Genomic DNA, 22,873 nt, shown 5'->3' on the forward strand with positions numbered 1-22,873 from the left:
GGGGAGATTGGCAGCTTCGGCGCCTCGCTCAGTCCTGCAACGCTGGAGATTGGCGAAAGCCGAGACGACAGCCAATCTCCCCCCTCGTGGGGGAGATGTCCGGCAGGACAGAGGGGGGCGCGACAGAACGCGGCCTGTGACGGTGAACCGTCTCACGACGTCACCCCCGGCAGCTTTACCGCGCTTGCCGCTTCGACCGCCGCGCCGCTGCGTATCATGGCGATGGCCTTCTCCATGTCGGGGTGGAAGTGCCGGTCGTTGTCGAGATGCGGCACCTCTGCCCTGACCAGCCGGCGCACCGCCTCCAGTGCCGCGCTCGAGGCCAGCGGTGCGTGAAAATCGCAGCCTTGCGCGGCGGCCAGCAATTCGATGCCGATGACGGCCGTCGCATTCTCGACCATGCCGATGAGGCGGCGCGCGCCATGCGCCGCCATCGAGACATGGTCTTCCTGGTTGGCCGAGGTCGGGATCGAATCGACGCTGGCCGGATAGGCCTTTTGCTTGTTTTCAGAAACCAGTGCTGCCGCCGTGACCTGAGGGATCATGAAACCGGAATTCAGACCCGGCTTGGGCGTGAGAAAGGCCGGCATGCCCGACAGCGCCGGATCGACCAGCATGGCGATGCGCCGCTCCGACAGCGAGCCGATCTCGCAGACGGCGAGTGCGATCATGTCCGCGGCGAAGGCGACCGGCTCGGCATGGAAATTGCCGCCCGAAAGTGCGGAGTCGTCCTCGGCAAAGATCAGCGGATTGTCGGTGACGCCGTTGGCCTCGGTACCGAGCATCTCGGCGGCCTTGCGGAGCACGTCGAGTGCTGCGCCCATCACCTGCGGCTGGCAGCGCAGGCAATACGGATCCTGCACACGCTCGTCGCCGACGCGGTGCGATTCACGGATGGCGCTGCCGGCCATCAAATTGCGCAACGCCTCGGCCGTCTCGATCTGGCCGCGATGTTTCCTGAGCAGATGGATGCGTGGATCGAACGGAGCGTCGGAGCCCTTGGCGGCATCGGTCGACAGCGCGCCGGCGACCAGTGCCGACTGGTAGAGCACTTCCGCCTCGAACAAAGCGGCAAGCGCATAGGCGGTCGAAAACTGGGTGCCGTTGAGCAGCGCCAGGCCTTCCTTGGCGCCCAGTGTCACCGGCTCCAGGCCGTGCGAAACGAAGGCGACCTTGGCGGGAAAGCGGCCGTGCGGGGTAAAGCACTCGCCGACGCCGATCATCACGGCGGTCATGTGCGACAGCGGCGCAAGGTCGCCGGAAGCGCCGACCGAGCCTTGCGCCGGCACCACGGGGATAACGTCGTTGGCCAGCATCGCCTCGAGCAGTTCGATCGTCCGCGGCCGCACGCCGGAGGCGCCCTGTGCCAGGCTGGCCAGCTTCAGCGCCATCATCAGCCGGCAGATTGCGACGGACATCGGCTCGCCGACGCCGGCGGCATGAGACAGCACGATGTTTCGCTGCAACGTTTCCAGATCGGCGGCGGGGATGCGGACGCTGGCCAGCTTGCCGAAGCCGGTATTGATGCCATAGACCGGCTCGCCCTTGGCAACGATCCTGGCGACGGCCTCGGCGCTGGCCTTGATCTTCGGCCGGCAGGCATCGTCGAGCCTCAGTGCGGCGCCGCGATAGATGGCGCGCCAATCGGCCAGCGTGGCATTGCCCGGCCTTAGCTTGAGTTCGGTCATTGTCCCCTCCAGATGCGGGCATGCAGCGGGTTGAAGCCCATGCGGTAGACGAGTTCGGCCGGGCGCTCGACGTTCCAGATCGCCAGATCGGCGGATTTTCCGGCCTCCAGCGTGCCGGTCTGTCCAAGCAGCCCGAGCGCGCGGGCAGCCTCGCGGGTAACGCCGGCAAGGCATTCATCGACGGTCAGGCCGAACAACGTCGCGGCCATGTTCATGGTCAGCAGCAGCGAGGTCAGCGGCGACGTGCCGGGATTGTTGTCGGTGGCAACGGCCATCCTGACGCCATGCTGGCGAAACAAGGCGATCGGCGGCTTCTTGGTCTCGCGGATGAAGTAGTAGGCGCCGGGCAGGATGGTCGCCACGGTTCCGGCCTTCGCCATCGCCGCCGCACCGGCCTCGTCGGTGTATTCGAGGTGGTCGGCCGATAGCGCACCATAGCGCGCCGCAAGTTCGGCGCCGTGCAGATTGGACAGCTGGTCCGCATGGAGCTTGACCGGCAGGCCCGCAGCCTTTGCGGCATCGAACACGCGGGCGATCTGCTCCGGCCAAAAGGCAATGCCTTCGCAAAAGCCGTCGACGGCATCGGCCAGGCCCTCGGCAGCGACGGCCGGCAAAATCTCGTTGGCGACAAGATCGATAAAAGCGTCCTTGTCGCCTTTTGCTTCGGGCGGCAGTGCATGAGCACCGAGGAAAGTGGTCCTGACCGTCACCGGCCGCTCACCGCCGAGCCGTCGTGCGGCGCGCAGCGACTTCTTCTCGTTTTCGAGGTCGAGACCGTAGCCGGATTTGATCTCGACGGTGGTGACGCCTTCGGCGATCAGCGCATCGAGGCGCGGCAGCGACTGGGCGACCAGCTCGTCCTCGCCGGCGGCGCGCAGTGCCTTGACCGAGGAAACGATGCCGCCGCCGGCCTTGGCAACCTCTTCATAGGTAGCGCCGGCCAGCCGCATCTCGAATTCATTGGCACGGTTGTCGGCGTGAACCAGATGGGTGTGGCAGTCGATCAGGCCGGGCGTAATCCAGCGGCCTTCGCAGTCGGTCGCCTCGGCGTCTTTGCCAAGTGCTCTGGGGCGGAGCGCTGCCGGCATGTCGGCTTCCGGCCCGGCATAGACGATCCGGCCATTGCGCACGGCGATTGCACCGTGCTCGACAACGCCTGACCCGGGGCTGCTTTCGGCCATGGTCGCGAGGCGCGCATTGCGCCAGAGGCGAACCTCCCCTGCCCGGCTTTTGCTCTCTGCAGCCATCATCTTTTCCGTTTCAATAGGTGACGATTATGTATATACATATGAAAAGGCACTGCAAGCGCTATCATCGCACGGCAGACCGGGATTTGGAGAAAAACGTGACAGCAATCTTTGCAGAACAGGCGCTTCTGCCCGACGGCTGGCACAGCAATGTGCGGATCGTCATCTCCGACGGCAGGATCGCCACGGTCGAGGCGAATACCTCGCTCCTGCCCGGCGACGAGCGCCGTGCCATCCTTTTGTCCGGCATGCCGAACCTGCACAGCCATGCCTTCCAGCGCGGCATGGCCGGCCTTGCTGAATTGCGCGGCCCTTCCGCCGACAGTTTCTGGAGCTGGCGCGAGGTGATGTACCGTTTCGCGCTGTCGATGACGCCGGACCAGGTCGAGGCGGTCGCGGCCCAGCTTTATGTCGAGTTGCTGGAGGCCGGGTTCTCGCGCGTCGGCGAGTTTCACTATCTCCACCACGACCGTGATGGCCGGCCCTATGCTGACATCGCCGAGATGGCGCAGCGCATTGTTGCCGCAGCGTCCGAGACAGGCATCGGGCTGACTTTGCTGCCCGTGTCCTACGCGCATTCCTCTTTCGGCGGCGCTGCGCCAAATGAAGGCCAGCGCCGGTTCATCAACGATGTGAACCAGTTCTCGCGGCTTGTTGACAAATGCCGAGACTCCATTCGCGCGCTGAATCAAGGCGTCGTCGGCGTCGCCCCGCACAGCCTGCGTGCCGTGACACCGGAGGAACTGGAAGACATCACGGTGATGGCGCCGGAGGGGCCGATCCACATCCACATCGCCGAGCAGATGAAGGAGGTCGAGGACTGCCTTGCCTGGTCCGGGGCGCGGCCGGTCGAATGGCTGCTTGCCAACGCCAAGGTCGACCGGCGCTGGTGTCTCATCCACGCTACGCACATGACCGAGACCGAGACGGTGCAAATGACGAAAAGCGGCGCCGTTGCCGGCCTCTGCCCGATCACCGAGGCCAATCTCGGCGACGGCACCTTTGCCGCGTCCTTGTTCATGCAGCATGGCGGCCGCTTCGGCATCGGCTCGGATTCAAACGTACTGATCGGCCTGCCGGACGAGTTGCGGCAGCTCGAATATTCGCAGCGCCTCGCCCACCGCGCCCGCAACGTGCTGGCGGTGGCCGGTGGCTCGACCGGCCGTGCCTTGTTCGATGCAGCGCTCGATGGTGGCAGTGCCGCGTTGGGCGCCGGCCTCTCGCAGATCGCAGCAGGTGCCTCGGCCGATTTCGTCTCGCTCGACGGCAAGCATCCATCGCTGGCCGGCAAGACGGGCGATGCAATCCTTGATGCCTGGATTTTTGCCAACGGCACCAAGGTCGATTGCGTCTGGGTGCATGGCAAGAAACTGGTCAGCGGCGGCATCCATGCCAGGCGCGATGCCATCGCCGAGCGCTTCCGCAAGGTGATGACGGCGCTTTCGGCATGAGCATGATCGAGGCAATAAGCGCGGATTCCGGAAGCGCGGACGGCGGCGAGGTTCTTTCGCTGCACCAGCGCATCCTGTCGGACATCAGCGAACGGATCCTGTCGGGTGCCTGGGCGCCCGGCCACCGCATCCCGTTCGAGCATGAACTGACGGCCGAATACAGATGTTCGCGCATGACAGTGAACAAGGCGCTGTCGCAACTGGCCAAGGCCGGGCTGATCGAGCGCCGGCGTCGCTCGGGCAGTTTTGTCCGCCGGCCGCAGTCGCAGGCAGCCGTTCTCGAAATCCACGACATCCGGATCGAGGTCGAGGCACTTGGCCTGCCCTACCGTTATGAGCGCATGGCGCGAAACAGAAGGCGCAGCAGCGCCGACGACCGCGCCCTGCTGGAACTCGACGTCGCCGGGCCGGTGCTGGTGCTGGAATGCCGGCATTTCGCCGGCAAGCGGCCGTTCGCCCACGAGCAGCGGCTGATCAACCTGGCCGCCGTGCCGGAGGCTGCCGAAGAGGCGTTTTTCGACACGGCGCCCGGTCCGTGGCTGATCGGGCGCGTGCCGTGGAGTGCCGCCGAGCATCGCATTCGCGCGGTTGCCGCCGAAAAGCACATCGCGGCGGCGCTCGACATCGAGACCGGCGCGCCGTGCCTGGTGATCGAGCGGCGGACATGGAGCGCCGAGCACCCCGTCACCCATGTCCGCTTCACCTATGCGGCAGAAAACCACACGCTGGTGGCGCGGTTCACGCCGTCGCAGGGGTAAACCCTCCCCCTTGAGGGGAGGGTCGCGGAGCAAATTGCCGCATGGCGGCATTTGTGACGCGGGTTGGGGTCGGTGCAACCTCGCCGACCCCACCCAGTCTCGCAGTCGACTACTCGCCGACCTCCCCTCGAGGGGGAGGGTTAGGAGCCGCGCCTCAAATCGCCGCGGTAACAATAATCTCGACCAGATATTCCGGTCCGGCAAGCTTGGCTTCGCCGGTGGCGCGGGCCGGCGTGTTGCCCTGCGGTACCCATCTGTCCCACTCCGCGTTCATCTCGGCAAAGGTGCTCATGTCGGCCAGCCAGATGATCGCCTGCAGGATCTTGGTCTTGTCGGTGCCGGCCTTGGCCAGCAATTCGTCGATCGCCGCCAGAATGTCCCTGGTCTGGGCACCGACGTTTCCGCCCGGCTTGCCGACCTGACCGGCCAGATAGACGGTGTTGCAGTGGATGACGATCTGGCTCATGCGCGGGCCTACATCGATACGACGAATGCTCATTGGATATTCCTTCTCCTCTTGTCGCTGCGCCTGTTTAGGGGCCGGGTTCGCCGGGAGCAAGGCCGCTCGAGCGGAACTTCTTGAGCCAAGCCAAAGCACACAACAAGACGGCCCGGCCGCAATTCCGCCCGATTGGCTTGTTGACTAATGTAATAACATCACATATCGAATCCGCCCCTGCAGCACCGATCATCGCCCCATGGATCGTCACATGAGCCAAACCTGCCTGACCTTCCGCGACCTGACGCTGGGCTACAACAGCCATCCTGCGGTCCACCACCTCGATGGTACGATCCGCAAGGGGTCGTTGACGGCGGTCGTCGGCGCCAACGGCTCCGGCAAATCAACGCTGATGAAGGGCATCGTCGGCGTCCTGAAGCCGATGGCCGGCACGGTGATCCGGGCGCCCGGCGTGCGCGCCGCCTATCTGCCGCAGCAATCGGAGCTCGACCGCTCCTTTCCGGCCCGTGTCGTCGACCTGGTTTCACTTGGTCTGTGGCCGCGGCGCGGCATGCTCGGCCGTTATACGAGGGAAGATCGCGACTCTGTCAGCGAGGCGCTGATGGCCGTCGGCCTCGGCGGCTTCGAAAAGCGCCCGATCGACACACTGTCGGGCGGCCAGCTGCAGCGCACGCTGTTTGCCCGCGTGCTGTTGCAGGATGCCGAGCTCATCCTGCTCGACGAGCCGTTCAACGCCGTCGATGCCAAGACGGTCGGTGACCTGATCGCGCTGATCAAGCGCTGGCACGGCGAGGAACGCACGATCATGGTTGTGGTCCACGATCTCGATCTGGTGCGGCAGAATTTCCCCGAAACACTGCTCCTGGCGCGCCAGCCGATCGCCTGGGGCGAGACCAAGGAGACGCTGCAGCCGGAGAATCTGTTGCGCGCGCGCCGCTTCCACGAAGCCTGGGAGGAGAACGCGCCATGGTGTGAGCCCGGCGAGCATGATCACGAGCACGGTGGCCACGAGCACGGCCATGACCACGACCATTATCACGGCTCCGGGCCGAGGGCGGCATGATGGAGGTGCTTTACGGTCTGTTCGTCGCTCCTTTCGCCGACTACGCCTTCATGCAGCGGGCGCTCGCCGGTTCGATGATGCTGTCGCTCGGCGCCTGCCCGGTCGGCGTGTTCCTGATGCTGCGGCGCATGAGCCTGTCCGGCGATGCCATGGCGCATGCCATCCTGCCGGGTGCTGCCGCCGGCTTCCTGTTCTATGGCCTGGAGATCCTGCCGATGACCATCGGCGGACTGATCGCCGGCATCATCGTGGCGCTCGGCGCCGGCGCCGTCTCGCGCTTCACCATCCAGCGCGAAGACGCCTCCATGGCGGCCTTCTATCTGATTTCGCTGGCCATCGGCGTGCTCATGGTGTCGATCCGCGGCTCCAGCGTCGATCTCATGCATGTGCTGTTCGGCACCGTGCTGGCGCTCAACAACGAGGCGCTGACGCTGATCGGCGGCATCGTTGTGGTGACGCTGGTCAGCCTCGCCATCTTCTGGCGGGCGCTGGTCGCCGAATGCCTCGACCCTTTGTTCCTGCGCTCGGTCAGCCGGATGGGCAGCCCGGTGCATTTCATCTTTCTCGGCCTCGTCGTGCTCAACCTCGTCGGCGGCTTCCAGGCGCTCGGCACCTTGCTGTCGGTCGGGCTGATGATGCTGCCGGCAGCGGCGGCCCGCTTCTGGACCTCGCGCGTCGAGCCGATGTGCGTGCTGGCCACAGTAATCGGCTTTGCCTCCTGTATTGCCGGGCTGCTGTTGTCCTACCATGCGTCATTGCCGTCCGGCCCGGCCATCATCCTGTCCGCCGGCGTCGTCTATTTCGCCTCGATCCTGTTCGGCACGCGCGGCATCCTGCGCGCCCGCATCGTCCATCACCGCCACAGAACTGCCTGAAACCAACAAGGAGAAACTGTCCATGCTGAAATCGATCCGCGCCGCTTTGGCCGTGAGCGTTATAACATTAACCGCCTTTGGCGCATCTTCGGCCTTTGCTGAGCCTTTGAAGGTGGTCGCCAGCTTCACGATAATCGCCGATTTCGCCAAAAATGTCGGCGGCGACCGCATCGATCTGACCACCATCGTCGGGCCGGACGGCGACGCCCACGTCTACGAGCCGAGCCCCGCCGATGCGGTGGCGATGGCCAAGGCCGACATCGTGCTGGTCAACGGCCTGCATTTCGAAGGTTTTCTGCAGCGCCTGGTCGACGCCAGCGCCACCAAGGCTTCGATTGCCGTGCTGACCAAGGGGGTCACGCCGATCAATTTCAAACCCGAATTCGCCGAGGCCGATGTCGCCGAAGGCGCGGAAACCGACGGCGGCAAGACGGTCACCGATCCGCATGCCTTCCAGTCGATCACCAATGCCGAGATCTATGTGAAGAACATCGCCGACGCCTTTTGCACGGCCGACGCTGCGGGTTGCGACAGCTACAAGGCCAATGCAGCCGCCTATACGCAAAAGCTCGAGGCGCTCGAGGGCGAAGTGCAGGCGGCGATCCAGTCGATCCCGCAGGAGAAGCGCGTCGTCATCACCTCGCATGACGCCTTCGGCTATTTCGAGCAGGCCTACGGCTTGACGTTCCTGGCCCCGGAAGGCGTGTCGACCGAGTCGGAGCCCTCCGCTGCCGACGTCGCCAAGCTGGTCAGCCAGGTGAAACAGGACAAGGCGGCGGCGATCTTCGTCGAGAACATCACCAACCCGCGGCTGATCGAGCAGATCGCCAGCGAGACCGGCATCAAGGTGGGCGGCACGCTCTATTCCGATGCGTTGTCGCAGCCCGACGGCCCGGCCGCGACCTATATCGATCTGATGCACAACAACATCGCCCAGATCAAAGGCGCGATCCTAGGAAGCTGAGCTGTCTAGTCACTCCATCCGGTCGGGCTGAAATTGCCCGGCCGGATTTCTATCTAATGGCGGTTGCCGACCGGGTCCGGGAGTGGCAAGACTGCCGCTAGCCAGATTGTGAGGACACCGCCATGGAATACCGTCAGATCAGCGAGGACTATTCGGTCTCGGGCCAGATCCAGCCCGAGGATGTCGCCACCATCAAGGCCGCCGGCTTCAAAAGCGTGATCTGCAACCGGCCGGACGATGAGCAGCCCGGCCAGCCATCGGCCGACACCGTCAAGGCGGCGGTCGAGGGCGCCGGGCTCGCCTTCCGCTACATCCCTGTCGTCAGCGGCCAGATCACGGCCGAAAATGTCGAGGACCAGGCCGAGGCGCTTGACGAACTCGAAGGCCCGGTCTTCGCCTATTGCCGCTCCGGCGCCCGCTGCACCAATCTCTATGGGCTGATCAAGCAGTCGAAGGGGTGAGAGGCCTCACGTTCCGAGCGGAGGAAGTCAAGTTCCGCACTGTGGCGATCCTTCACACTCCCCTCTGTCCTGCCGGACATCTCCCCCTCAAGTGGGGAGATTGGATGTCGCGTTGGCTTTCGCCAATTTTCAGCGTTGCGGAGTGGGCAGCGAGGTCAGGCCTGCCAATCTCCCCACTTGAGGGGGAGATGGCCGGCAGGCCAGAGGGGGGGCGCTGTCCCTCCGCCATATCTAATCTAACGAAAAGCCCGGGCTAAATCGGCAGCGCGCCGGTTTCCTTCAATGTCTCAAGCACGATCGCCGTCTTCACATGCTGCACCGATTCGTGCGGCAGCAGCACGCCGTTGACGAACTCCGACAATGATTTGAGATCGGGCGTCACGACCTTCAATATATAATCCATCTCGCCGGTCAGCGCGTGCGCTTCCTGCACTTGCGGCAGCCGCGCCACCAATTCGCCGAAGCGCCGCGCATTGTCGCGGTTGTGGGTGGCGAGCGTAACCGAGATGACGTTGACCAGGGAAAAGCCGAGCTTGTCGCGGTCGAGCACCGCCCGGTAACCCTTGATATAGCCGTCCTCCTCCAGCCGCTGGCGACGACGCGAGCACTGCGACGCGGACAGGTTCACCCGTTCCGACAGATCGTTGTTGGTCAGCCGTGCATCGCCCTGCAACAGAGCCATTATCTTGCGGTCAAACTGGTCGATGCGCGCCTCATCCATGTATTTCGGGTCCGCAGTGCACAACTCGCGCATGATCAGACCATTTCAAGCGTTTGAATGCAAGCAATTTGCACTCGCTCCGCGCTATAATTGGGTTTAGATGGCCGACGCGGCCAGTTCCAGATTTCGGAGCAATGCCATGGGTCCCTTCCCGCACGACGCACCGCCCGCCAAGATCAGCAAAACCAATCCCGCCGGCACCGACGGCTTCGAGTTCGTCGAATTCGCGCATGCCGAGCCGGAAAAGCTCGCCGAACTGTTCACCCGCATGGGCTATGTGCCGGTGGCCAAGCACCGCAGCAAGGACATCACCGTCTGGCGGCAGGGCGACATCAACTATGTCGTCAATGCCGAACCCGGCTCGCATGCCATGAAATTCGTCGACAAGCACGGCCCTTGCGCCGCCTCGATGGCGTGGCGGGTGGTCGATGCAAGGCATGCCTTCGACCACGCGGTGGCCAAGGGCGCGACGCCCTATGAAGGCACCGACAAGACGCTCGATGTGCCGGCGATCGTCGGTATCGGCGGATCGCTGCTCTATTTCATCGAAACCTACGGCGAGAAGGGCTCGGCCTATGATGCCGAGTTCGACTGGCTGGGCGAGCGTGACCCCAGGCCGGAAGGCGTCGGCTTCTATTACCTCGACCACCTCACCCACAATGTCTATCGCGGCCAGATGGACAAATGGTGGGATTTCTATCGCGACCTGTTCGGCTTCAAGCAGATCCATTTCTTCGACATCGACGGCAAGATCACCGGCCTGGTCAGCCGCGCCATCACCTCGCCCTGCGGCAAGATCCGCATTCCGCTGAACGAGTCCAAGGACGAGACCAGCCAGATCGCCGAATATCTGAAGAAGTATAATGGCGAGGGCATCCAGCACATCGCCGTCGGCACCGACGACATCTACGGTGCCACCGACAGGCTGGCCGCCAACGGCCTGAAGTTCATGCCGGGCCCGCCGGAGACCTATTACGACATGTCTTATGCCCGCGTGAACGGCCATGAAGAGCCGATCGAGCGCATGAAGAAGCACGGTATCCTGATCGACGGCGAAGGCGTCGTCGACGGCGGCACGACCAAGATCCTGCTGCAGATCTTTTCCAGGACAGTGATCGGCCCGATCTTCTTCGAGTTCATCCAGAGGAAGGGCGACGAAGGCTTTGGCGAGGGTAATTTCCGCGCCTTGTTCGAATCGATCGAGCAGGACCAGATCAAGCGCGGCGTGCTGAAGGTGGACGGCAAGGCAGCGTAGCCAACTCGGCCGAGGTGCCTTGTGGTTTGATCAATTATGACCTAAATTCTGGTCATAAGAGGTCTGACCATGAATGTTTCAATTGCCGAAGCCAAGGCCAAATTGTCGGAACTCGTCAGCCGCGCGGAAGCCGGCGAGGAGATCGTGCTCACACGCCACGGCAAGGCGGCGGCGCGTATCGTACCTCCGGCAGTGGCCGAACCCCTGCCGCGTATAGGCGCGTTGAAGGGCAAGATCTGGATTGCGGACGATTTTGATGAACTCGGTCCCGAGTGGGATGAGTACGTGAAATGACGGTCGGCCCGTTTCTCGCCGACACACACATCATCCTCTGGTCGATTTCGGACGATCGACGTCTTAGCGAGCACCACCGCGTCATTCTGGCTTCGGAAGCGGTGGTGTTCGCGAGCGCGGCAAGCGTCTGGGAAATTGCCATCAAACGTTCGATCAGAAAACTTAATGCGCCGGACGATCTGCCAGCGCTGCTTCCAAGGATGCAATTTCAGCCGCTCGCCGTAACCTTCCAGCACGCGAACGCCGTCGGCGGCCTACCCCACCACCATGGTGATCCGTTCGACAGACTTCTGATTGCGCAGGCGCAAGTGGAGAACCTCACCATCCTGACATCCGACCCGCATTTCGCCCGTTACGATGTGGCTTTGGCATGATTATCCAAGCAGTTGGTCTCGCAAGCCCAACCTCTCGACCTCGGCTTTCCTGAGTGTCAGATCATAATCGAGGAAAAACTCGTCGAGTTGCGGCGGTTTCACCGAGGTGCCGGACTGCATCGCGTGCACCTGGCCGCGATGATGGATGTCGTGGATGAAGAGATGGGCGAGCAGATCGCCGATCCGTTCCGGTATCATGCCGTCCTCGCGCCGGTCGGTGAGAACGCGGCGCTCGAGATCGTCCGCCGACAGGCGGCCGCAAAAGGCGATCAGCCGCCGATCGGCCTCCGCCTGTGCAACAAAAAGCGCCTTGGCATCATTGAACGGCACAAAATCGTCATGGGCGGCGGCGCCGACGCCGCCCTCTTCGAGAAAATCGAGATAGAGGTGATCGACCGCCAGGATGTGATTGAGCGTTGCCTTGATCGAGGGGAAGAAGCTTATCCTTTCAGCCTCGAATTCGTCGGGCTCAAGCTGCAGCACGGCACGATAGAGCCGGTCGTTCGACCAGAGATTGTTGGCTGCCATGCGCCGAAAATGGTTCAGCAGGTCCATGACTTCACGGCGCGACCCGGAATAGCGACACACCCGCCCATAGAAGCGCAAACCCAGCCAAAACAATCAGCAGCAGCCCGATCATGTGCCGCCGCATGGCTTGCGTTTCCTGGTCCGGCGCGACATTCGTGTTGGTGACGGTGTGAAACATCATCGCCTTGCGCGGAAAGCCGCTGCGGTTGGTCAGGCCTGGCGAGCGCGCCTCGATGCGATAGCTCAGGCGGATCGCCAGGATGAAGATCGCCAGCATGACAAGGGCCCAGACACCGCACAGCAGATAGAATGTCTCGCCCGTCATTCTCTTGCCCCCTCGTACTTCTCGACCCTCTGCTCGATGGCGCCGAAGATCGAATGCCCACCCCTGTCCTTCATCTCGATGCGCACGCTATCGCCAAAGCGCAGGAACGGCGTTTTCGGTTCGCCGGTTTCGATGGTCTCGATCATACGCAGCTCGGCGACGCAGGAATAGCCGGCGCCGCCCGCCGAGACAGGCTTGCCCGGCCCGCCGTCGAGCTTGTTGGAGACGGTGCCCGAACCGACGATGGTGCCGGTGGCCAGCGGCCGCGTTTTTGCGGCGTGAACAATCAGCGCCGGAAAGTCGAAGGTCATGTCGATGCCGGCGTTCGCCCGGCCGAACGGCTTGCCGTTGAGATCGACCAGCAGCGGCAGGCTGACCTTGCCGCCGTCCCAGGCATCGCCCAGCTCGTCCGGCGTCACCGCAACCGGCGAAAAGGCAGATGACGGTTTCGACTGGTAGAAGCCGAACCCCTTGGCGAGCTCGGGTCCGGTCAGGCCGCGCAGCGTTACATCGTTGACCAGCATGACCAGCCGGATCGCCGCCCGCGCCTCATCGAGGCTTGCGCCCATCGGCACATCGTCGACGATGACGGCGACCTCTCCTTCCATGTCGATGCCAAGGGTGTCGTCGACCATGCGGATCGGGTCGCGCGGTGCGAGGAAAGCGTCCGAGCCGCCCTGGTAGATCAGCGGATCGGTCCAGAAGCTTGCCGGCATCTCGGCACCGCGCGCCTTTCGCACCAGCTCGACATGGTTCACATAGGCCGAGCCGTCGGCCCATTGGTAGGCGCGCGGCAGCGGCGAATGGGCGTCGTGCTCGTGAAAGCGCGCGGACGGTACTGCATTGTTTTCCAACGATTCCGCCATGGCAGCGAGATGCGGGGCGATGCGATGCCAGTCGTCGAGCGCGGCCTGCAGCGTGCGCACCAGGAACGAAGCATCGGTAAACCGCGTCAGGTCGCGCGAGACGACGACGAGCTTTCCATCGCGCGTCCCGTCCTTCAATGTGGCAAGCTTCATGCGGTTTCCTCTCCTGGCGCAGCTTTGGCGCTGCTTAATTCCACAACAAGGCCGTCGCGGGCGATCGTCAAGTCGCCGGCCCATGTTTTCCTGACGGCGGCAATCCAGTCGGCCTCGCCGATCTCGGGATCGTCGGCGGGAATGAGGTGGTTGAGGACCAGTCTTTTGACGCCTGCCTCGCTGGCGATGCGGCCCGCTTCCTCGGCAAAGCTGTGGCTGGCAAGCAGGTGTTCCCTCAGCCTTGCGCCGTTGCCGGTCTTCGCGACCAGCCGCTCGATACCCTTTTCCAGCATGGCCTCGTGGACCAGGACGTCGGCGCCCTCGGCGAAATCCGCCAATGGCGGAAAGAACGCCGTATCCGACGAAAAGACGATGCCTTGCCCCGCATGATCGAAGCGCAGCGCAAAGCAATCCGTCACCGGCGGGTGGTCGACACGCAGCGCCGATATTTTGAGACCGCGCTCTTCGGCCACCTGGCCTTCACCAAATTCGACGATCGAGACCAGGTCGCGGAGATCCGGCCTGCCTTCATCGGCGATGCGGATCTCGATGTCGAACTCCATCGCCTGGCAAAAGCGCTGCCAATAATGGCCGATGCCGGGCGGGCCGAACAAAGTGACGGGCGCCGCCAGGCCGGCGGTCCAGGCGGTGTGGATGAGAGGTCCGAGTTCCAGAACATGGTCGGAGTGCAAATGCGTGATGAAGATCAGGTCGAGCGCCTTCAGGCTGATGCCGGCATCAGTCAGCCCGCGCGTTACGCCCAGCCCGCAATCGACGACGATGGTGCGGCCGCCAATCTCCAGCAGCGACGAACTCGGCCACGGGCCGCCCGGCCGCAGCGCCGGGCCACCCTTCGAACCCAGAAGCACCAGACGATCCGTCACGCGACGGCGCTCAAGACCAGTCGCCCTCTGGCGTGCCGTTGAAGCGCTTCTTCAGGCCGGCCCAGCAGTCGATGTAATTGTCCTGCCGGGTTTCGAGCTCGGCGCCATAGCGGGTCACCATTTGCGGAAAGCGCGTCTCGAACATGAAGGCCATGGTGTTGTCGAGCTTGACCGGTTTCAGCTCCGCGCGCGAGGCTTTTTCGAAACCAGAGGCATCGGGTCCGTGAGCCAGCATCATGTTGTGCAGGCTGATGCCGCCCGGCACGAAGCCCTCTTCCTTGGCATCGTACTGACCATGAATCAGGCCCATGAACTCGCTCATGATGTTGCGGTGATACCAGGGCGGGCGGAAAGTGTTTTCCGCCACAAGCCAGCGCGGCGGGAAGATGACGAAATCGATATTGGCGGTGCCTTCCTCGCCGCTCGGCGCGGTCAGCACGGTGAAGATCGACGGATCGGGGTGGTCGAACAGGATCGCACCGACCGGCGAAAAGGTCGCAAGATCATATTTGTAGGGCGAATAATTGCCGTGCCACGCCACCACATCCAGCGGCGAATGGTCGATTTCGGTGACATGGAACTGGCCACACCATTTCGCGATCAGCCGACAGGGCGTGTCCTTGTCCTCGAACCAGGCGCAGGGCGTCTTGAAATCGCGCGGATTGGCCAGGCAATTGGCGCCGATCGGGCCGCGATCCGGCAGCGTCAGCTTGGCGCCGTAATTTTCGCAGACATAGCCGCGCACTTGCGGATCGACCAGTTCGACCTTGAACACCAGGCCGCGCGGCAGCACGGCAATCTCGCCCGGCCTGAGTTCGATAACACCCATCTCGGTGACGAAGCGCAAGGCTCCAACCTGGGGCACGACCAGCAACTCGCCGTCGGCGTTGAAGAAATGATCGTCGACCATCGAGCGATTGGCGACATAGACGTGTGCCGCCATGCCGGCCTGGCCGAGCACGTCGCCGGCGGTGGTGATCGAGCGCATGCCGGCGATGAAATCGGTCGGTTCCTTCGGCATCGGCACGGGGCTCCAGCGATACTGGCCGAGTGCGAGCTGATGGTCGCCGACGTTCGGCGCGCTTTTCCAAAGCGGATAATTCGCCGCTTTGAAGCGACCGGTGTGCCTGACGCTCGGCCTTATCCGATAAAGCCAGGAGCGCTCATTGGTGCCGCGCGGCGCGGTGAAAGGAGAGCCCGAAAGCTGCTCGGCATAGAGGCCGTAGGCCGGCCGCTGCGGCGAGTTTCGCCCTTGCGGCAGCGAGCCCGGCAGAGTCTCGGTCTCGAAGTCGTTGCCGAAACCCGGCATGTAGGAATAGGCCATGGAATCCTCCCGAATTCATGGTCTCGGAGCATCGTTTGCGCATCCGCAAGGATGCTCCGAGTTGACCATACCGGTTTCATCTGTAACCATTGAAAATGTAACCATCAACGGTGATTTCGGCATGAGCCGCCAGCATGCCAGTCAGGGCCAACCATGGAAATCCTCGAGCTGGAATCCTTCCTGCCTTACCGGCTCTATCGGCTTGCCGATGCCGTCAGCCGCGAATTCTCAAGGATATACAAGGACCGCCACGGCCTGACCCGGCCCGAATGGCGCACGCTTGCGGGACTTGGACAGCACGGCACGATGACGGCGACGGCGCTCGGCGAGCAATCGGCCATGCACAAGACCAAGGTTTCGCGCGCGGTCGCCGAACTCGAGCGGCGCCGCTGGCTGACCCGCACGCCAGACGAGAAAGACCGTCGCGTCGAGCATCTGACGCTGACCAAAGCGGGGCTTGCCGCCTATCGCGAAATGGTGCCGCTGGCGAAGGCGTTCGAGCGGGAGCTGCTGGAGAGGCTTGGTGCGGAAGAGCGGGCGGCGATTGTCAGTGGGGTAGCGGCGCTGGAGGCAAAACTCACAGTGGGTTGAAATCCTCCATAGGTTTGACCGTCGTAGAAATCAGATCGCTGTTGCGGCAGGTAACGCTCCTAGACCGTAGTAGGCGCGTTCGGCTACAATGAAGCCTCTGACACGGCTTCGAAATGCTATCGGATCATCGATGTAGCCCAAGAGAAGCTGCGCCTGCGAAGCCGCATGTCTCTGAGCGCTTTCAAACAGCCGCCTTGCCGTTTCAAAATCACCAGCCAAACCGGCCGCCACCCCGGCGTGGAAGGCCGCCCACTCGCCGTAGGCGCCCGGCTGCAATTCATTCACGAGGATTGTCGCTGTCGCCTGCACGGAAGGGAACATTGATCGGTGAACCCGATCGATTTCGACGGCCTTCTTGGCCATTTGATCAACCGCGAGCAGAAACTGTGCCGGGCTCTCGAACGGAACGAACTGTCCAATGCGCTGAGGACGATCGAAGGTAACTGTTTCAGGGAGCGAACCCCAGAGCCAGTGGACTGCTACGTTAAGGTAAGTGCCTTTGGACCAAGAGCTGGGCTGGAACTCGACTACACTTAGCCAGAAGCCGCGATCGGCGATCCAGATTCGAGACTTCCCTTTGCGTTGAAATCCGGCGGGCTTCAGTCCGATCTTTGCCTGCGAGGCAATGATGCGACCGTGCTCACTATCCGCCATCTTGCACCGCTATATGCCTCACCAATCCATCACCACCTTGCCGGAATTGCCGCTCTTCATCGCTTCGAAGCCGGAAATATAGTCGTCGATGCCGATGCGGTGGGTGATCAGGCCGCTGACGTCGAGAGGACCCTGCACCAGCGCGATCATCTTGTACCAGGTCTCGAACATCTCGCGGCCGTAGATGCCTTTCAGATGCAGCATCTTGAAGATGACCTTGTTCCAGTCGATCTCGAAGCCGGTCGGCGCGATGCCGAGAATGGCGATCTTGCCGCCATTGTTCATGGTGTCGATCATGTCGCGGAAGGCAGGTGCGGCGCCCGACATTTCAAGGCCGACGTCAAAACCCTCGGTCATGCCGAGCGCCGGCATCACGTCGCGCAGCTTTTCCTTCGACGCATCGACGACATGCTGGACGCCGAGCTTTTTCGCCAGTGCCAGGCGCACCGGGTTGATGTCGGTGATGACCACTTTTCGCGCGCCAACGCACTGCGCCACCAGTGCACCCATGATGCCGATCGGCCCGGCGCCGGTGACCAGCACGTCCTCGCCGACGAGATCAAAGGACAATGCGGTGTGAACCGCATTGCCCAAAGGATCGAAAATTGCCGCGATCTCGTCCGGCACATCGTCGGGGATGGGCACGACATTGTGCTGCGGGATCGCAAGGTATTCGCCAAAGGCGCCCGGCCGGTTGACGCCGACGCCGAGCGTGTTGCGGCACAGATGCCCCCTGCCCGCCCGGCAGTTGCGGCAATGGCCGCAGACGATATGGCCCTCGCCCGAAACACGCTGACCGATCTTGTACTCGGTCACCGCCGCGCCGAAATCGGCGACGGTGCCGACAAACTCGTGACCGGTCACCATCGGCACCGGCACGGTCTTCTGCGCCCACTGGTCCCAATTATAAATGTGGACGTCGGTGCCGCAGATCGCGGTCTTCCTGATCTTGATCAGAACATCGTTCGGGCCGATTTCCGGCACCGGCACTTCTTCCATCCAGATGCCCGGCTCGGCCTTGGCCTTGACCAGCGCCTTCATCATGTTCGACATTCTTTTGTCCCCAGAACCTTAGTCGCTTGAATCTCTTGATCCGGCCGCTCAGGAAATCACGCCGAGTTCGCGACCGACTGCGGCGAACGCTTCGACCGCGCGGTCGATGTCGGCGCCGGAATGGGCGGCCGACATCTGCGTGCGGATGCGCGCCTGGCCCTTCGGCACCACCGGGAACGAGAAGCCGATGACATAGATACCGCGCTTCAGCATCCGCGCCGCCATTTCCTGCGCCAGCGTCGCGTCGCCCAGCATCACCGGGATGATCGGATGGTCGGCGCCGGCCAGAGTAAAACCGAGCTTGCCCATCTCGGAGCGAAACCGCGCCGCATTGGCATATAGGCGCTGGCGCAACGCATCGCCATTGCGGATCATCTCGAAAACCCGGATCGAAGCGCCAGCGATCGCCGGCATCAGCGTGTTGGAGAACAGATAGGGCCGCGAGCGCTGGCGCAGCCAGTCGACCACCTGCTTCCTGCCCGATGTGTAGCCGCCCGACGCGCCGCCCAATGCCTTGCCCAGCGTACCGGTGATGATGTCCACCCTGCCCTCGACGCCGCAATGTTCGGCCGAGCCACGGCCGTTCCTGCCGACGAAGCCAACAGCATGGCTGTCGTCGACCATGACCATCGCATCGTATTTGTCGGCGAGGTCGCAGACGCCTTTCAGATTGGCGATGATGCCATCCATCGAGAACACGCCGTCGGTGGCGATCAGCCGGAACCGACAGTCGCGCGCCTCTTTCAACCGCGCTTCCAGATCGGCCATGTCGTTGTTGGCGTAGCGGAAGCGCTTTGCCTTCGACAGCCGTACCCCGTCGATGATCGAGGCGTGGTTCAGCGCATCGGAGATGACCGCATCCTCCTCGCCGAGCAGCGTCTCGAACAGGCCGCCATTGGCGTCGAAGCAGGAGCCGTAGAGGATGGTGTCCTCCATGCCGAGGAAGTCAGAAATGGTCGCCTCGAGCTGCTTGTGTTCTTCCTGCGTGCCGCAGATGAAGCGCACCGATGCCATGCCGTAGCCGTACCGGTCGAGCGCCTGCTTGGCCGCCTCGCGCAGTTCGGCGCTGTCGGCGAGGCCGATATAATTGTTGGCGCAGAAATTCAGCACCTTCTCGCCGCCGACCTCGATCTCGGCCGATTGGGTCGAGGTTATCACCCGTTCGGATTTGTAAAGGCCGGCCGATTTCAGTCCTTCAAGCTCGCTGTCGATGTGGGAAAGGAATGCTTCGGTCATGATCAGGCCCTGTTGAGATCGATGAGGACTGTCGCGCCGCGCGGACGAAAAATCCATCGCAAAAGCGACCGCTTCGGTGGCGGCAATGGCACGGCAGAGGCCACGATGTTCAAATGCGGAGGCGCCGCGAAAGATTGCAATAACCACTTTGCGGGTTTCTCGCCACGGTCGCCGCCGCCGGCATGCTGCCGTCCCAAACCTGTTAACACTTTGAAGCCAAAGGTTGTCGCACAAGAATTCGTTGGCGAGAGGGCCGCCTCAGAAAATGTCACAGCAGCCGGTGCACGCCGTTTCGGGCAGGCTCATACTCCTGATCAAATCCGGCTACTGGCTGGCTCTGCTGATCATCGCCGCCATGGTCGTGGCCTCCTTCATCCTGCTGCAGCAGATGATGGCGGCCCAGCAGCACAACCAGGCACTGCTCGATGTGGTCAGCACACAAAAAGCCCTATCGCAGCGCATCGTCTTCCTTGCCGGCGCCACCGGTACCGCCTCACGCGACCAGCAGCCGGCCCTGGTTAGCGCGCTCAAGCAAGCGACTGTGGAGTTCGAGGAGAACTACGATCTGCTGCTCGAACGGACCGCCGCCGATCCGGCGTCGCCGGCAAGGTTCGATCCGAGATCGATCGAGAGCGTACTTTTCGCCAAGCCGTACCATCTCGACTATTTCTCGGTCGGGCTTATCGCCAACGGCGAACGCCTGATCTCGTCATTCGAATCGCGGCTCAACATGGCCGGCAATGGTGGCTACAAAGGCGGAGAGGAGCGCGTCAACCTGAACGCTTCCGTTGCCAACGCAACATTGTCGGGCTATGCCGCACTTGGCCAGCGCATCAGTGCCTTTGCAGACCAGCGATCCGAAACACTTCTCGATCTTAACCGCACATTGTTCTACTCGACCATCGGCGTCATCGTGCTGGTGGCGCTTTTCATTTTCAGGCCAATGTCGAATGCCATCCTGCGCAGGACGCGCGAGCTGGTCGATGCGCGCAATTCCATGGCCTTTATCGCCGTGCATGACGGGCTGACCGGCCTGCACAACCGCACCTTTTTGACCGAGCATTTCGATACGCTGATCAATGCCGCGCGGCGACGGCGTGAACGGGTTGCCGTGGTGCAGTTCGATCTCGACCGGTTCAAGCAGATCAACGACACGTTCGGCCACGCCGCCGGCGATTATGTGCTGGTGGCGGCTGCGCAGCGCATGCGTGATTCGTGCCGTACGTCGGATCTCAACGTGCGGCTCGGCGGCGATGAATTCGTCATGATTCTCAACGGTGCCGGCAGCACCGAGGACATCGATACCGTCGCCCGGCGCATCCTGACCAAGCTCAACAAGCCGATCGTCTTTCGAGGCACGACAATCCATCCGGGCGTAAGTGCCGGGATTGCGGTCTACCCTGTCGACGCCGACAATGCGCAGGATCTGCTCGTCCATGCCGATCTGGCGCTGTATTCCGCCAAGAAGCAGGGCGGCGGCAGCTTGTCGTTCTTCTCCGAGGAGCTGAGGCACGAACTCGATTATCGCAAGCAGCTCGAGCTCGATATCAGGACCGCTATCTCGGAGAAGGCGTTCGAAGTCTATTTCCAGCCGCAAGTCTCGCTGTCGGACGGCGCCATCAGCGGCATCGAGGCTCTGGTTCGCTGGAGACATGCCGAGCGCGGCATGATCGCGCCGGGCGAGTTCATTCCGATCGCGGAAAAATGCGGTCTCATGCCCGAGATCGGCCGCATCGTCATCGCCAAGGCGATCGACGAAGCAGCCGAATGGAACCGCGCAGGCATCGCCTTCGGACGGATCGCCGTCAATGTATCCGGCTCGGAGCTGCGCGAGACAGATTTCGAAGTCTTCCTGTTCGACATGCTGGAGAGGGCTGGCCTGCCAGCGCACAAACTGTCGCTGGAGATCGTCGAATCCGTCATCCTCGACGACGAGAAGACCGGTATCGCGGCAAAGCTGCGGCACATTCGCGCCGCCGGTATCCATCTCGAGCTCGATGATTTTGGCACCGGCTACGCATCGCTCAGCCATGTCAATCCAAACGAGATCGATCGGCTGAAGATCGACCGCCGGTTCGTCCAGAACATCAACGAGAACAGCGGCAACACCAAGATCGTGCGTGCCCTCACCGAGCTCGCCCGCGGTCTCGGCATCTCGATCGTTGCCGAGGGCGCCGAAACCGAAGCCGAGCTCGACTCGCTGATGGCGATCGGCTGCGACCAGGTGCAAGGCTATTCCATCGCTTTCCCGATGCCGCCGGACAGCGTGCGCGAATGGCTGGTGGCGCGAACGCCCAAGAAGGCCAGGCTGACGGTGCTGCAGGGCTGCCGGGCGTAGGAAAGTCGGAACTACTGCAATGGCGGCAGGTTTCTCAGCGGATTGAGCATCGGCACCCCAAGTGGTGCGAAATGACGCTCGTTATCCGTCAGTATCACCAGGCCGTGAACCTCGGCCGTAGCAGCAATCGCTATATCTTCAAATCCCGGCCGATGAGCCCTTGCGCGATCAAGAATAGAACCCGCGGCATGCGCGGCTCGCAAATCGAAGGGCAGAATCCTTGCCCCGTAAAGGTGCTCGACTGCCTGCCACCAGTCGCGTAGCAGCGCGGCCTTTGTGGTCGCGCCGTCGCGCTCCGCCTTCGCTATCCCCGCCGCGATTTCGGACGCAGTCACAACGGATAGGAACAGGTATTCGCTCGCCATATCGAGCCATGCCATCAGCGCCGCCCGATCAACCTTCCTGGCTGGAGCCATTGCCGAGATGATGTTGGTGTCCAGCAGAAACATCAGGGCTGGTCGCCGCGCTACAACGCAATCTTGCGAGCCGGCTTACGGGAACGAGGCGGAATGTCGTCCTTGTCCCCGGGAAAAGCCGCCAGCAGCCGCCCGAAGCTCGGCACCCGAGACAGCCGCTGATAATCTTCGAACGACAGGATGACGGCCTGCTTCCGACCGTGGCGTGTGATAATGGCAGGCTCTCCTGCAACTGCCTGATCGACGACTGCCGAAAGCGTCGCCTTGGCGTCTTTCAACTGAATTTCGCGCATGTTTGCCACCCTCGCATATGACTACCATGGTCATATAACATTGCAGACGGCTTGGAACAAGGGTTGCGGTCCAATCGGTATCAACTGACATTGGCCCGCAACGCGGCCAGCACCTGTGCAAACTCTGCCAGCCTGTCGTCGGACAGTCCTTTCCGCAGCCGCTTGTCGAAGGCTAACGCGGCGGTGCGCAATTGCAGGAACAGCGCTTCTCCGGCTTGGGTCAGCTCCACCTGGTGAACCCGGCGGTTCTCGGGATCGCGGCGGCGCATCAGCAGGCCTTGCGTCTCCATGGCGTTGAGGTGGTGGGTCAGCGTTGCGCCCCGGATGCCGATCATGCCGGCGAGCTCGCGTTGGTTGGCCAGCTCCCGCGACTTGACCGACAGCAACGTGACCCAGACCGGCAGCGTGCCGCCTGCCTCGACCAAGGCAGCGTCGAAAGCCTGCGCAACCAGCTTGGCGGTGCGCGCGAGATTCATCCCGATCGGCGGGCGGTCAAAGGGCGTCATGATCCGACACTAGAACAAGGGCAAAGCCTATGGAACCGGCTCGAGCTTATGCGTTGACATCTAATCATTTGATATCTATCGATATGCCTGGCGGT

The 22,873-nt window shown here is 62.7% G+C and carries 26 protein-coding genes; 11 read left to right on the forward strand and 15 right to left on the reverse strand.

Features of this window, described 5'->3' with window-relative positions; genetic code table 11:
* Nucleotides 1-152 precede the first annotated feature (152 nt).
* On the reverse strand, nt 153-1,688 hold the full coding sequence (gene hutH, locus NKH60_RS21225; RefSeq protein WP_352873197.1) for a histidine ammonia-lyase: 1,536 nt from the start codon (nt 1,686-1,688) through the stop codon (nt 153-155).
* Entirely contained in the window at nt 1,685-2,935 is a 1,251-nt protein-coding gene (gene hutI, locus NKH60_RS21230; RefSeq protein WP_352682120.1) for an imidazolonepropionase, read from the reverse strand. The genes hutH and hutI overlap by 4 nt, the downstream gene beginning before the upstream one ends.
* Nucleotides 2,936-3,033: 98 nt before the next feature.
* Between hutI and NKH60_RS21235 the strand changes: the two genes are divergently transcribed.
* On the forward strand, nt 3,034-4,386 hold the full coding sequence (locus tag NKH60_RS21235) for a formimidoylglutamate deiminase (protein WP_352873199.1): 1,353 nt from the start codon (nt 3,034-3,036) through the stop codon (nt 4,384-4,386).
* Nucleotides 4,383-5,144, forward strand: a complete 762-nt coding sequence (gene hutC / locus NKH60_RS21240; protein WP_352873201.1) for a histidine utilization transcriptional repressor HutC — start codon at nt 4,383-4,385, stop codon at nt 5,142-5,144. Before NKH60_RS21235 ends, hutC begins: the two co-directional genes overlap by 4 nt.
* Nucleotides 5,145-5,298: 154 nt before the next feature.
* On the opposite strand, the gene NKH60_RS21245 is transcribed toward hutC, so the two are convergent.
* Nucleotides 5,299-5,643: a RidA family protein gene (locus NKH60_RS21245; protein ID WP_352873203.1), complete on the reverse strand. Its 345-nt coding sequence runs from the start codon at nt 5,641-5,643 to the stop codon at nt 5,299-5,301.
* A 211-nt stretch (nt 5,644-5,854) separates the two neighbouring features.
* Between NKH60_RS21245 and aztA the strand changes: the two genes are divergently transcribed.
* From aztA to NKH60_RS21265, 4 genes are all read left to right on the forward strand, one after another.
* The gene (gene aztA, locus NKH60_RS21250; RefSeq protein ID WP_352873205.1) at nt 5,855-6,667 is read left to right on the forward strand and encodes a zinc ABC transporter ATP-binding protein AztA; all 813 of its coding nucleotides are present in this window, start codon (nt 5,855-5,857) and stop codon (nt 6,665-6,667) included.
* On the forward strand, nt 6,667-7,542 hold the full coding sequence (gene aztB, locus NKH60_RS21255; RefSeq protein WP_352457155.1) for a zinc ABC transporter permease AztB: 876 nt from the start codon (nt 6,667-6,669) through the stop codon (nt 7,540-7,542). Before aztA ends, aztB begins: the two co-directional genes overlap by 1 nt.
* A 22-nt stretch (nt 7,543-7,564) precedes the next feature.
* Complete coding sequence (aztC, locus tag NKH60_RS21260; RefSeq protein ID WP_352747067.1) at nt 7,565-8,506, forward strand: zinc ABC transporter substrate-binding protein AztC; 942 nt, start codon at nt 7,565-7,567, stop codon at nt 8,504-8,506.
* Nucleotides 8,507-8,628: 122 nt separating this feature from the next.
* Nucleotides 8,629-8,967, forward strand: a complete 339-nt coding sequence (locus NKH60_RS21265) for a protein tyrosine phosphatase family protein (RefSeq protein WP_352771525.1) — start codon at nt 8,629-8,631, stop codon at nt 8,965-8,967.
* Nucleotides 8,968-9,220: 253 nt separating this feature from the next.
* On the opposite strand, the gene NKH60_RS21270 is transcribed toward NKH60_RS21265, so the two are convergent.
* Nucleotides 9,221-9,688 (reverse strand): Lrp/AsnC family transcriptional regulator, encoded by a 468-nt coding sequence (locus tag NKH60_RS21270; protein ID WP_023674409.1) that lies wholly within the window; start codon nt 9,686-9,688, stop codon nt 9,221-9,223.
* Nucleotides 9,689-9,827: 139 nt separating this feature from the next.
* On the opposite strand from NKH60_RS21270, the gene hppD reads away from it, so the two are divergent.
* The 3 genes from hppD to NKH60_RS21285 all read left to right on the forward strand — a co-directional run bounded on the left by hppD (nt 9,828) and on the right by NKH60_RS21285 (nt 11,611).
* A complete protein-coding gene (gene hppD, locus NKH60_RS21275; protein WP_352873208.1) occupies nt 9,828-10,943 on the forward strand; it encodes a 4-hydroxyphenylpyruvate dioxygenase in 1,116 nt (371 codons plus the stop codon).
* Between the two features lie 69 nt (nt 10,944-11,012).
* Nucleotides 11,013-11,237 carry a type II toxin-antitoxin system Phd/YefM family antitoxin gene (locus NKH60_RS21280; RefSeq protein ID WP_352473643.1) on the forward strand — a complete coding sequence of 75 codons (225 nt, stop codon included), beginning with the start codon at nt 11,013-11,015 and terminating at the stop codon, nt 11,235-11,237.
* Nucleotides 11,234-11,611, forward strand: coding sequence for a type II toxin-antitoxin system VapC family toxin (locus NKH60_RS21285; RefSeq protein WP_352542356.1), 378 nt, complete (start codon nt 11,234-11,236; stop codon nt 11,609-11,611). Before NKH60_RS21280 ends, NKH60_RS21285 begins: the two co-directional genes overlap by 4 nt.
* Here NKH60_RS21285 and NKH60_RS21290 read toward each other — a convergent pair whose 3' ends face one another.
* The 5 genes from NKH60_RS21290 to hmgA are packed head-to-tail and all read right to left on the reverse strand — an operon-like array spanning nt 11,612 to nt 15,691.
* Entirely contained in the window at nt 11,612-12,166 is a 555-nt protein-coding gene (locus NKH60_RS21290; RefSeq protein WP_352873211.1) for a DinB family protein, read from the reverse strand.
* A 4-nt stretch (nt 12,167-12,170) separates the two neighbouring features.
* Nucleotides 12,171-12,464 (reverse strand): hypothetical protein, encoded by a 294-nt coding sequence (locus NKH60_RS21295; protein ID WP_352873213.1) that lies wholly within the window; start codon nt 12,462-12,464, stop codon nt 12,171-12,173.
* On the reverse strand, nt 12,461-13,483 hold the full coding sequence (locus tag NKH60_RS21300) for a fumarylacetoacetate hydrolase family protein (protein WP_352682140.1): 1,023 nt from the start codon (nt 13,481-13,483) through the stop codon (nt 12,461-12,463). The genes NKH60_RS21295 and NKH60_RS21300 overlap by 4 nt, the downstream gene beginning before the upstream one ends.
* Nucleotides 13,480-14,367, reverse strand: coding sequence for an MBL fold metallo-hydrolase (locus NKH60_RS21305; RefSeq protein WP_352873214.1), 888 nt, complete (start codon nt 14,365-14,367; stop codon nt 13,480-13,482). Before NKH60_RS21305 ends, NKH60_RS21300 begins: the two co-directional genes overlap by 4 nt.
* A 10-nt stretch (nt 14,368-14,377) precedes the next feature.
* Complete coding sequence (gene hmgA, locus NKH60_RS21310) at nt 14,378-15,691, reverse strand: homogentisate 1,2-dioxygenase (RefSeq protein ID WP_352873215.1); 1,314 nt, start codon at nt 15,689-15,691, stop codon at nt 14,378-14,380.
* Between the two features lie 153 nt (nt 15,692-15,844).
* Here hmgA and NKH60_RS21315 point away from each other — a divergent pair, with 153 nt between their 5' ends.
* The gene (locus tag NKH60_RS21315) at nt 15,845-16,282 is read left to right on the forward strand and encodes a MarR family winged helix-turn-helix transcriptional regulator (RefSeq protein ID WP_352873217.1); all 438 of its coding nucleotides are present in this window, start codon (nt 15,845-15,847) and stop codon (nt 16,280-16,282) included.
* Nucleotides 16,283-16,312: 30 nt separating this feature from the next.
* On the opposite strand, the gene NKH60_RS21320 is transcribed toward NKH60_RS21315, so the two are convergent.
* Genes NKH60_RS21320 through NKH60_RS21330 form a run of 3 tightly spaced genes read right to left on the reverse strand, consistent with a single transcriptional unit; the run spans nt 16,313 to nt 19,225 of the window.
* Nucleotides 16,313-16,936, reverse strand: coding sequence for a DUF4304 domain-containing protein (locus NKH60_RS21320; protein WP_352873219.1), 624 nt, complete (start codon nt 16,934-16,936; stop codon nt 16,313-16,315).
* Nucleotides 16,937-16,954: 18 nt separating this feature from the next.
* Nucleotides 16,955-17,989, reverse strand: a complete 1,035-nt coding sequence (gene tdh / locus NKH60_RS21325; protein WP_352836563.1) for an L-threonine 3-dehydrogenase — start codon at nt 17,987-17,989, stop codon at nt 16,955-16,957.
* Nucleotides 17,990-18,037: 48 nt separating this feature from the next.
* Nucleotides 18,038-19,225 (reverse strand): glycine C-acetyltransferase, encoded by a 1,188-nt coding sequence (locus NKH60_RS21330; protein ID WP_352873221.1) that lies wholly within the window; start codon nt 19,223-19,225, stop codon nt 18,038-18,040.
* A gap of 265 nt (nt 19,226-19,490) precedes the next feature.
* Between NKH60_RS21330 and NKH60_RS21335 the strand changes: the two genes are divergently transcribed.
* Complete coding sequence (locus tag NKH60_RS21335) at nt 19,491-21,563, forward strand: putative bifunctional diguanylate cyclase/phosphodiesterase (RefSeq protein ID WP_352473631.1); 2,073 nt, start codon at nt 19,491-19,493, stop codon at nt 21,561-21,563.
* 11 nt (nt 21,564-21,574) lie between these two features.
* Here NKH60_RS21335 and NKH60_RS21340 read toward each other — a convergent pair whose 3' ends face one another.
* The 3 genes from NKH60_RS21340 to NKH60_RS21350 form a co-directional block, all read right to left on the reverse strand.
* Nucleotides 21,575-22,012 (reverse strand): type II toxin-antitoxin system VapC family toxin, encoded by a 438-nt coding sequence (locus NKH60_RS21340; protein WP_352473630.1) that lies wholly within the window; start codon nt 22,010-22,012, stop codon nt 21,575-21,577.
* 17 nt (nt 22,013-22,029) lie between these two features.
* Complete coding sequence (locus NKH60_RS21345; RefSeq protein WP_352873223.1) at nt 22,030-22,272, reverse strand: type II toxin-antitoxin system Phd/YefM family antitoxin; 243 nt, start codon at nt 22,270-22,272, stop codon at nt 22,030-22,032.
* 80 nt (nt 22,273-22,352) lie between these two features.
* The gene (locus tag NKH60_RS21350; RefSeq protein WP_352473629.1) at nt 22,353-22,778 is read right to left on the reverse strand and encodes a MarR family winged helix-turn-helix transcriptional regulator; all 426 of its coding nucleotides are present in this window, start codon (nt 22,776-22,778) and stop codon (nt 22,353-22,355) included.
* Nucleotides 22,779-22,873: the final 95 nt, after the last annotated feature.

The sequence above is a fragment of the Mesorhizobium sp. M1006 genome (genome assembly GCF_040318825.1).
Classification (GTDB): domain Bacteria; phylum Pseudomonadota; class Alphaproteobacteria; order Rhizobiales; family Rhizobiaceae; genus Mesorhizobium.

What these genes read in the sequence shown, in the direction of transcription:
- hutC (WP_352873201.1), top strand. Translation starts at nt 4,383, where the DNA reads ATGAGCATGATCGAGGCAATAAGCGCGGATTCCGGAAGCGCGGACGGC.
- NKH60_RS21345 (WP_352873223.1), bottom strand. Translation starts at nt 22,272, where the DNA reads ATGCGCGAAATTCAGTTGAAAGACGCCAAGGCGACGCTTTCGGCAGTC.
- NKH60_RS21290 (WP_352873211.1), bottom strand. Translation starts at nt 12,166, where the DNA reads ATGGACCTGCTGAACCATTTTCGGCGCATGGCAGCCAACAATCTCTGG.
- aztB (WP_352457155.1), top strand. Translation starts at nt 6,667, where the DNA reads ATGGAGGTGCTTTACGGTCTGTTCGTCGCTCCTTTCGCCGACTACGCC.
- NKH60_RS21245 (WP_352873203.1), bottom strand. Translation starts at nt 5,643, where the DNA reads ATGAGCATTCGTCGTATCGATGTAGGCCCGCGCATGAGCCAGATCGTC.
- NKH60_RS21270 (WP_023674409.1), bottom strand. Translation starts at nt 9,688, where the DNA reads ATGGATGAGGCGCGCATCGACCAGTTTGACCGCAAGATAATGGCTCTG.
- hutH (WP_352873197.1), bottom strand. Translation starts at nt 1,688, where the DNA reads ATGACCGAACTCAAGCTAAGGCCGGGCAATGCCACGCTGGCCGATTGG.
- hmgA (WP_352873215.1), bottom strand. Translation starts at nt 15,691, where the DNA reads ATGGCCTATTCCTACATGCCGGGTTTCGGCAACGACTTCGAGACCGAG.
- NKH60_RS21265 (WP_352771525.1), top strand. Translation starts at nt 8,629, where the DNA reads ATGGAATACCGTCAGATCAGCGAGGACTATTCGGTCTCGGGCCAGATC.
- NKH60_RS21350 (WP_352473629.1), bottom strand. Translation starts at nt 22,778, where the DNA reads ATGACGCCCTTTGACCGCCCGCCGATCGGGATGAATCTCGCGCGCACC.
- NKH60_RS21330 (WP_352873221.1), bottom strand. Translation starts at nt 19,225, where the DNA reads ATGACCGAAGCATTCCTTTCCCACATCGACAGCGAGCTTGAAGGACTG.
- aztA (WP_352873205.1), top strand. Translation starts at nt 5,855, where the DNA reads ATGAGCCAAACCTGCCTGACCTTCCGCGACCTGACGCTGGGCTACAAC.
- hutI (WP_352682120.1), bottom strand. Translation starts at nt 2,935, where the DNA reads ATGGCTGCAGAGAGCAAAAGCCGGGCAGGGGAGGTTCGCCTCTGGCGC.
- NKH60_RS21285 (WP_352542356.1), top strand. Translation starts at nt 11,234, where the DNA reads ATGACGGTCGGCCCGTTTCTCGCCGACACACACATCATCCTCTGGTCG.
- NKH60_RS21320 (WP_352873219.1), bottom strand. Translation starts at nt 16,936, where the DNA reads ATGGCGGATAGTGAGCACGGTCGCATCATTGCCTCGCAGGCAAAGATC.
- aztC (WP_352747067.1), top strand. Translation starts at nt 7,565, where the DNA reads ATGCTGAAATCGATCCGCGCCGCTTTGGCCGTGAGCGTTATAACATTA.
- NKH60_RS21340 (WP_352473630.1), bottom strand. Translation starts at nt 22,012, where the DNA reads ATGTTTCTGCTGGACACCAACATCATCTCGGCAATGGCTCCAGCCAGG.
- tdh (WP_352836563.1), bottom strand. Translation starts at nt 17,989, where the DNA reads ATGTCGAACATGATGAAGGCGCTGGTCAAGGCCAAGGCCGAGCCGGGC.
- hppD (WP_352873208.1), top strand. Translation starts at nt 9,828, where the DNA reads ATGGGTCCCTTCCCGCACGACGCACCGCCCGCCAAGATCAGCAAAACC.
- NKH60_RS21295 (WP_352873213.1), bottom strand. Translation starts at nt 12,464, where the DNA reads ATGACGGGCGAGACATTCTATCTGCTGTGCGGTGTCTGGGCCCTTGTC.
- NKH60_RS21335 (WP_352473631.1), top strand. Translation starts at nt 19,491, where the DNA reads ATGTCACAGCAGCCGGTGCACGCCGTTTCGGGCAGGCTCATACTCCTG.
- NKH60_RS21300 (WP_352682140.1), bottom strand. Translation starts at nt 13,483, where the DNA reads ATGAAGCTTGCCACATTGAAGGACGGGACGCGCGATGGAAAGCTCGTC.
- NKH60_RS21315 (WP_352873217.1), top strand. Translation starts at nt 15,845, where the DNA reads ATGGAAATCCTCGAGCTGGAATCCTTCCTGCCTTACCGGCTCTATCGG.
- NKH60_RS21280 (WP_352473643.1), top strand. Translation starts at nt 11,013, where the DNA reads ATGAATGTTTCAATTGCCGAAGCCAAGGCCAAATTGTCGGAACTCGTC.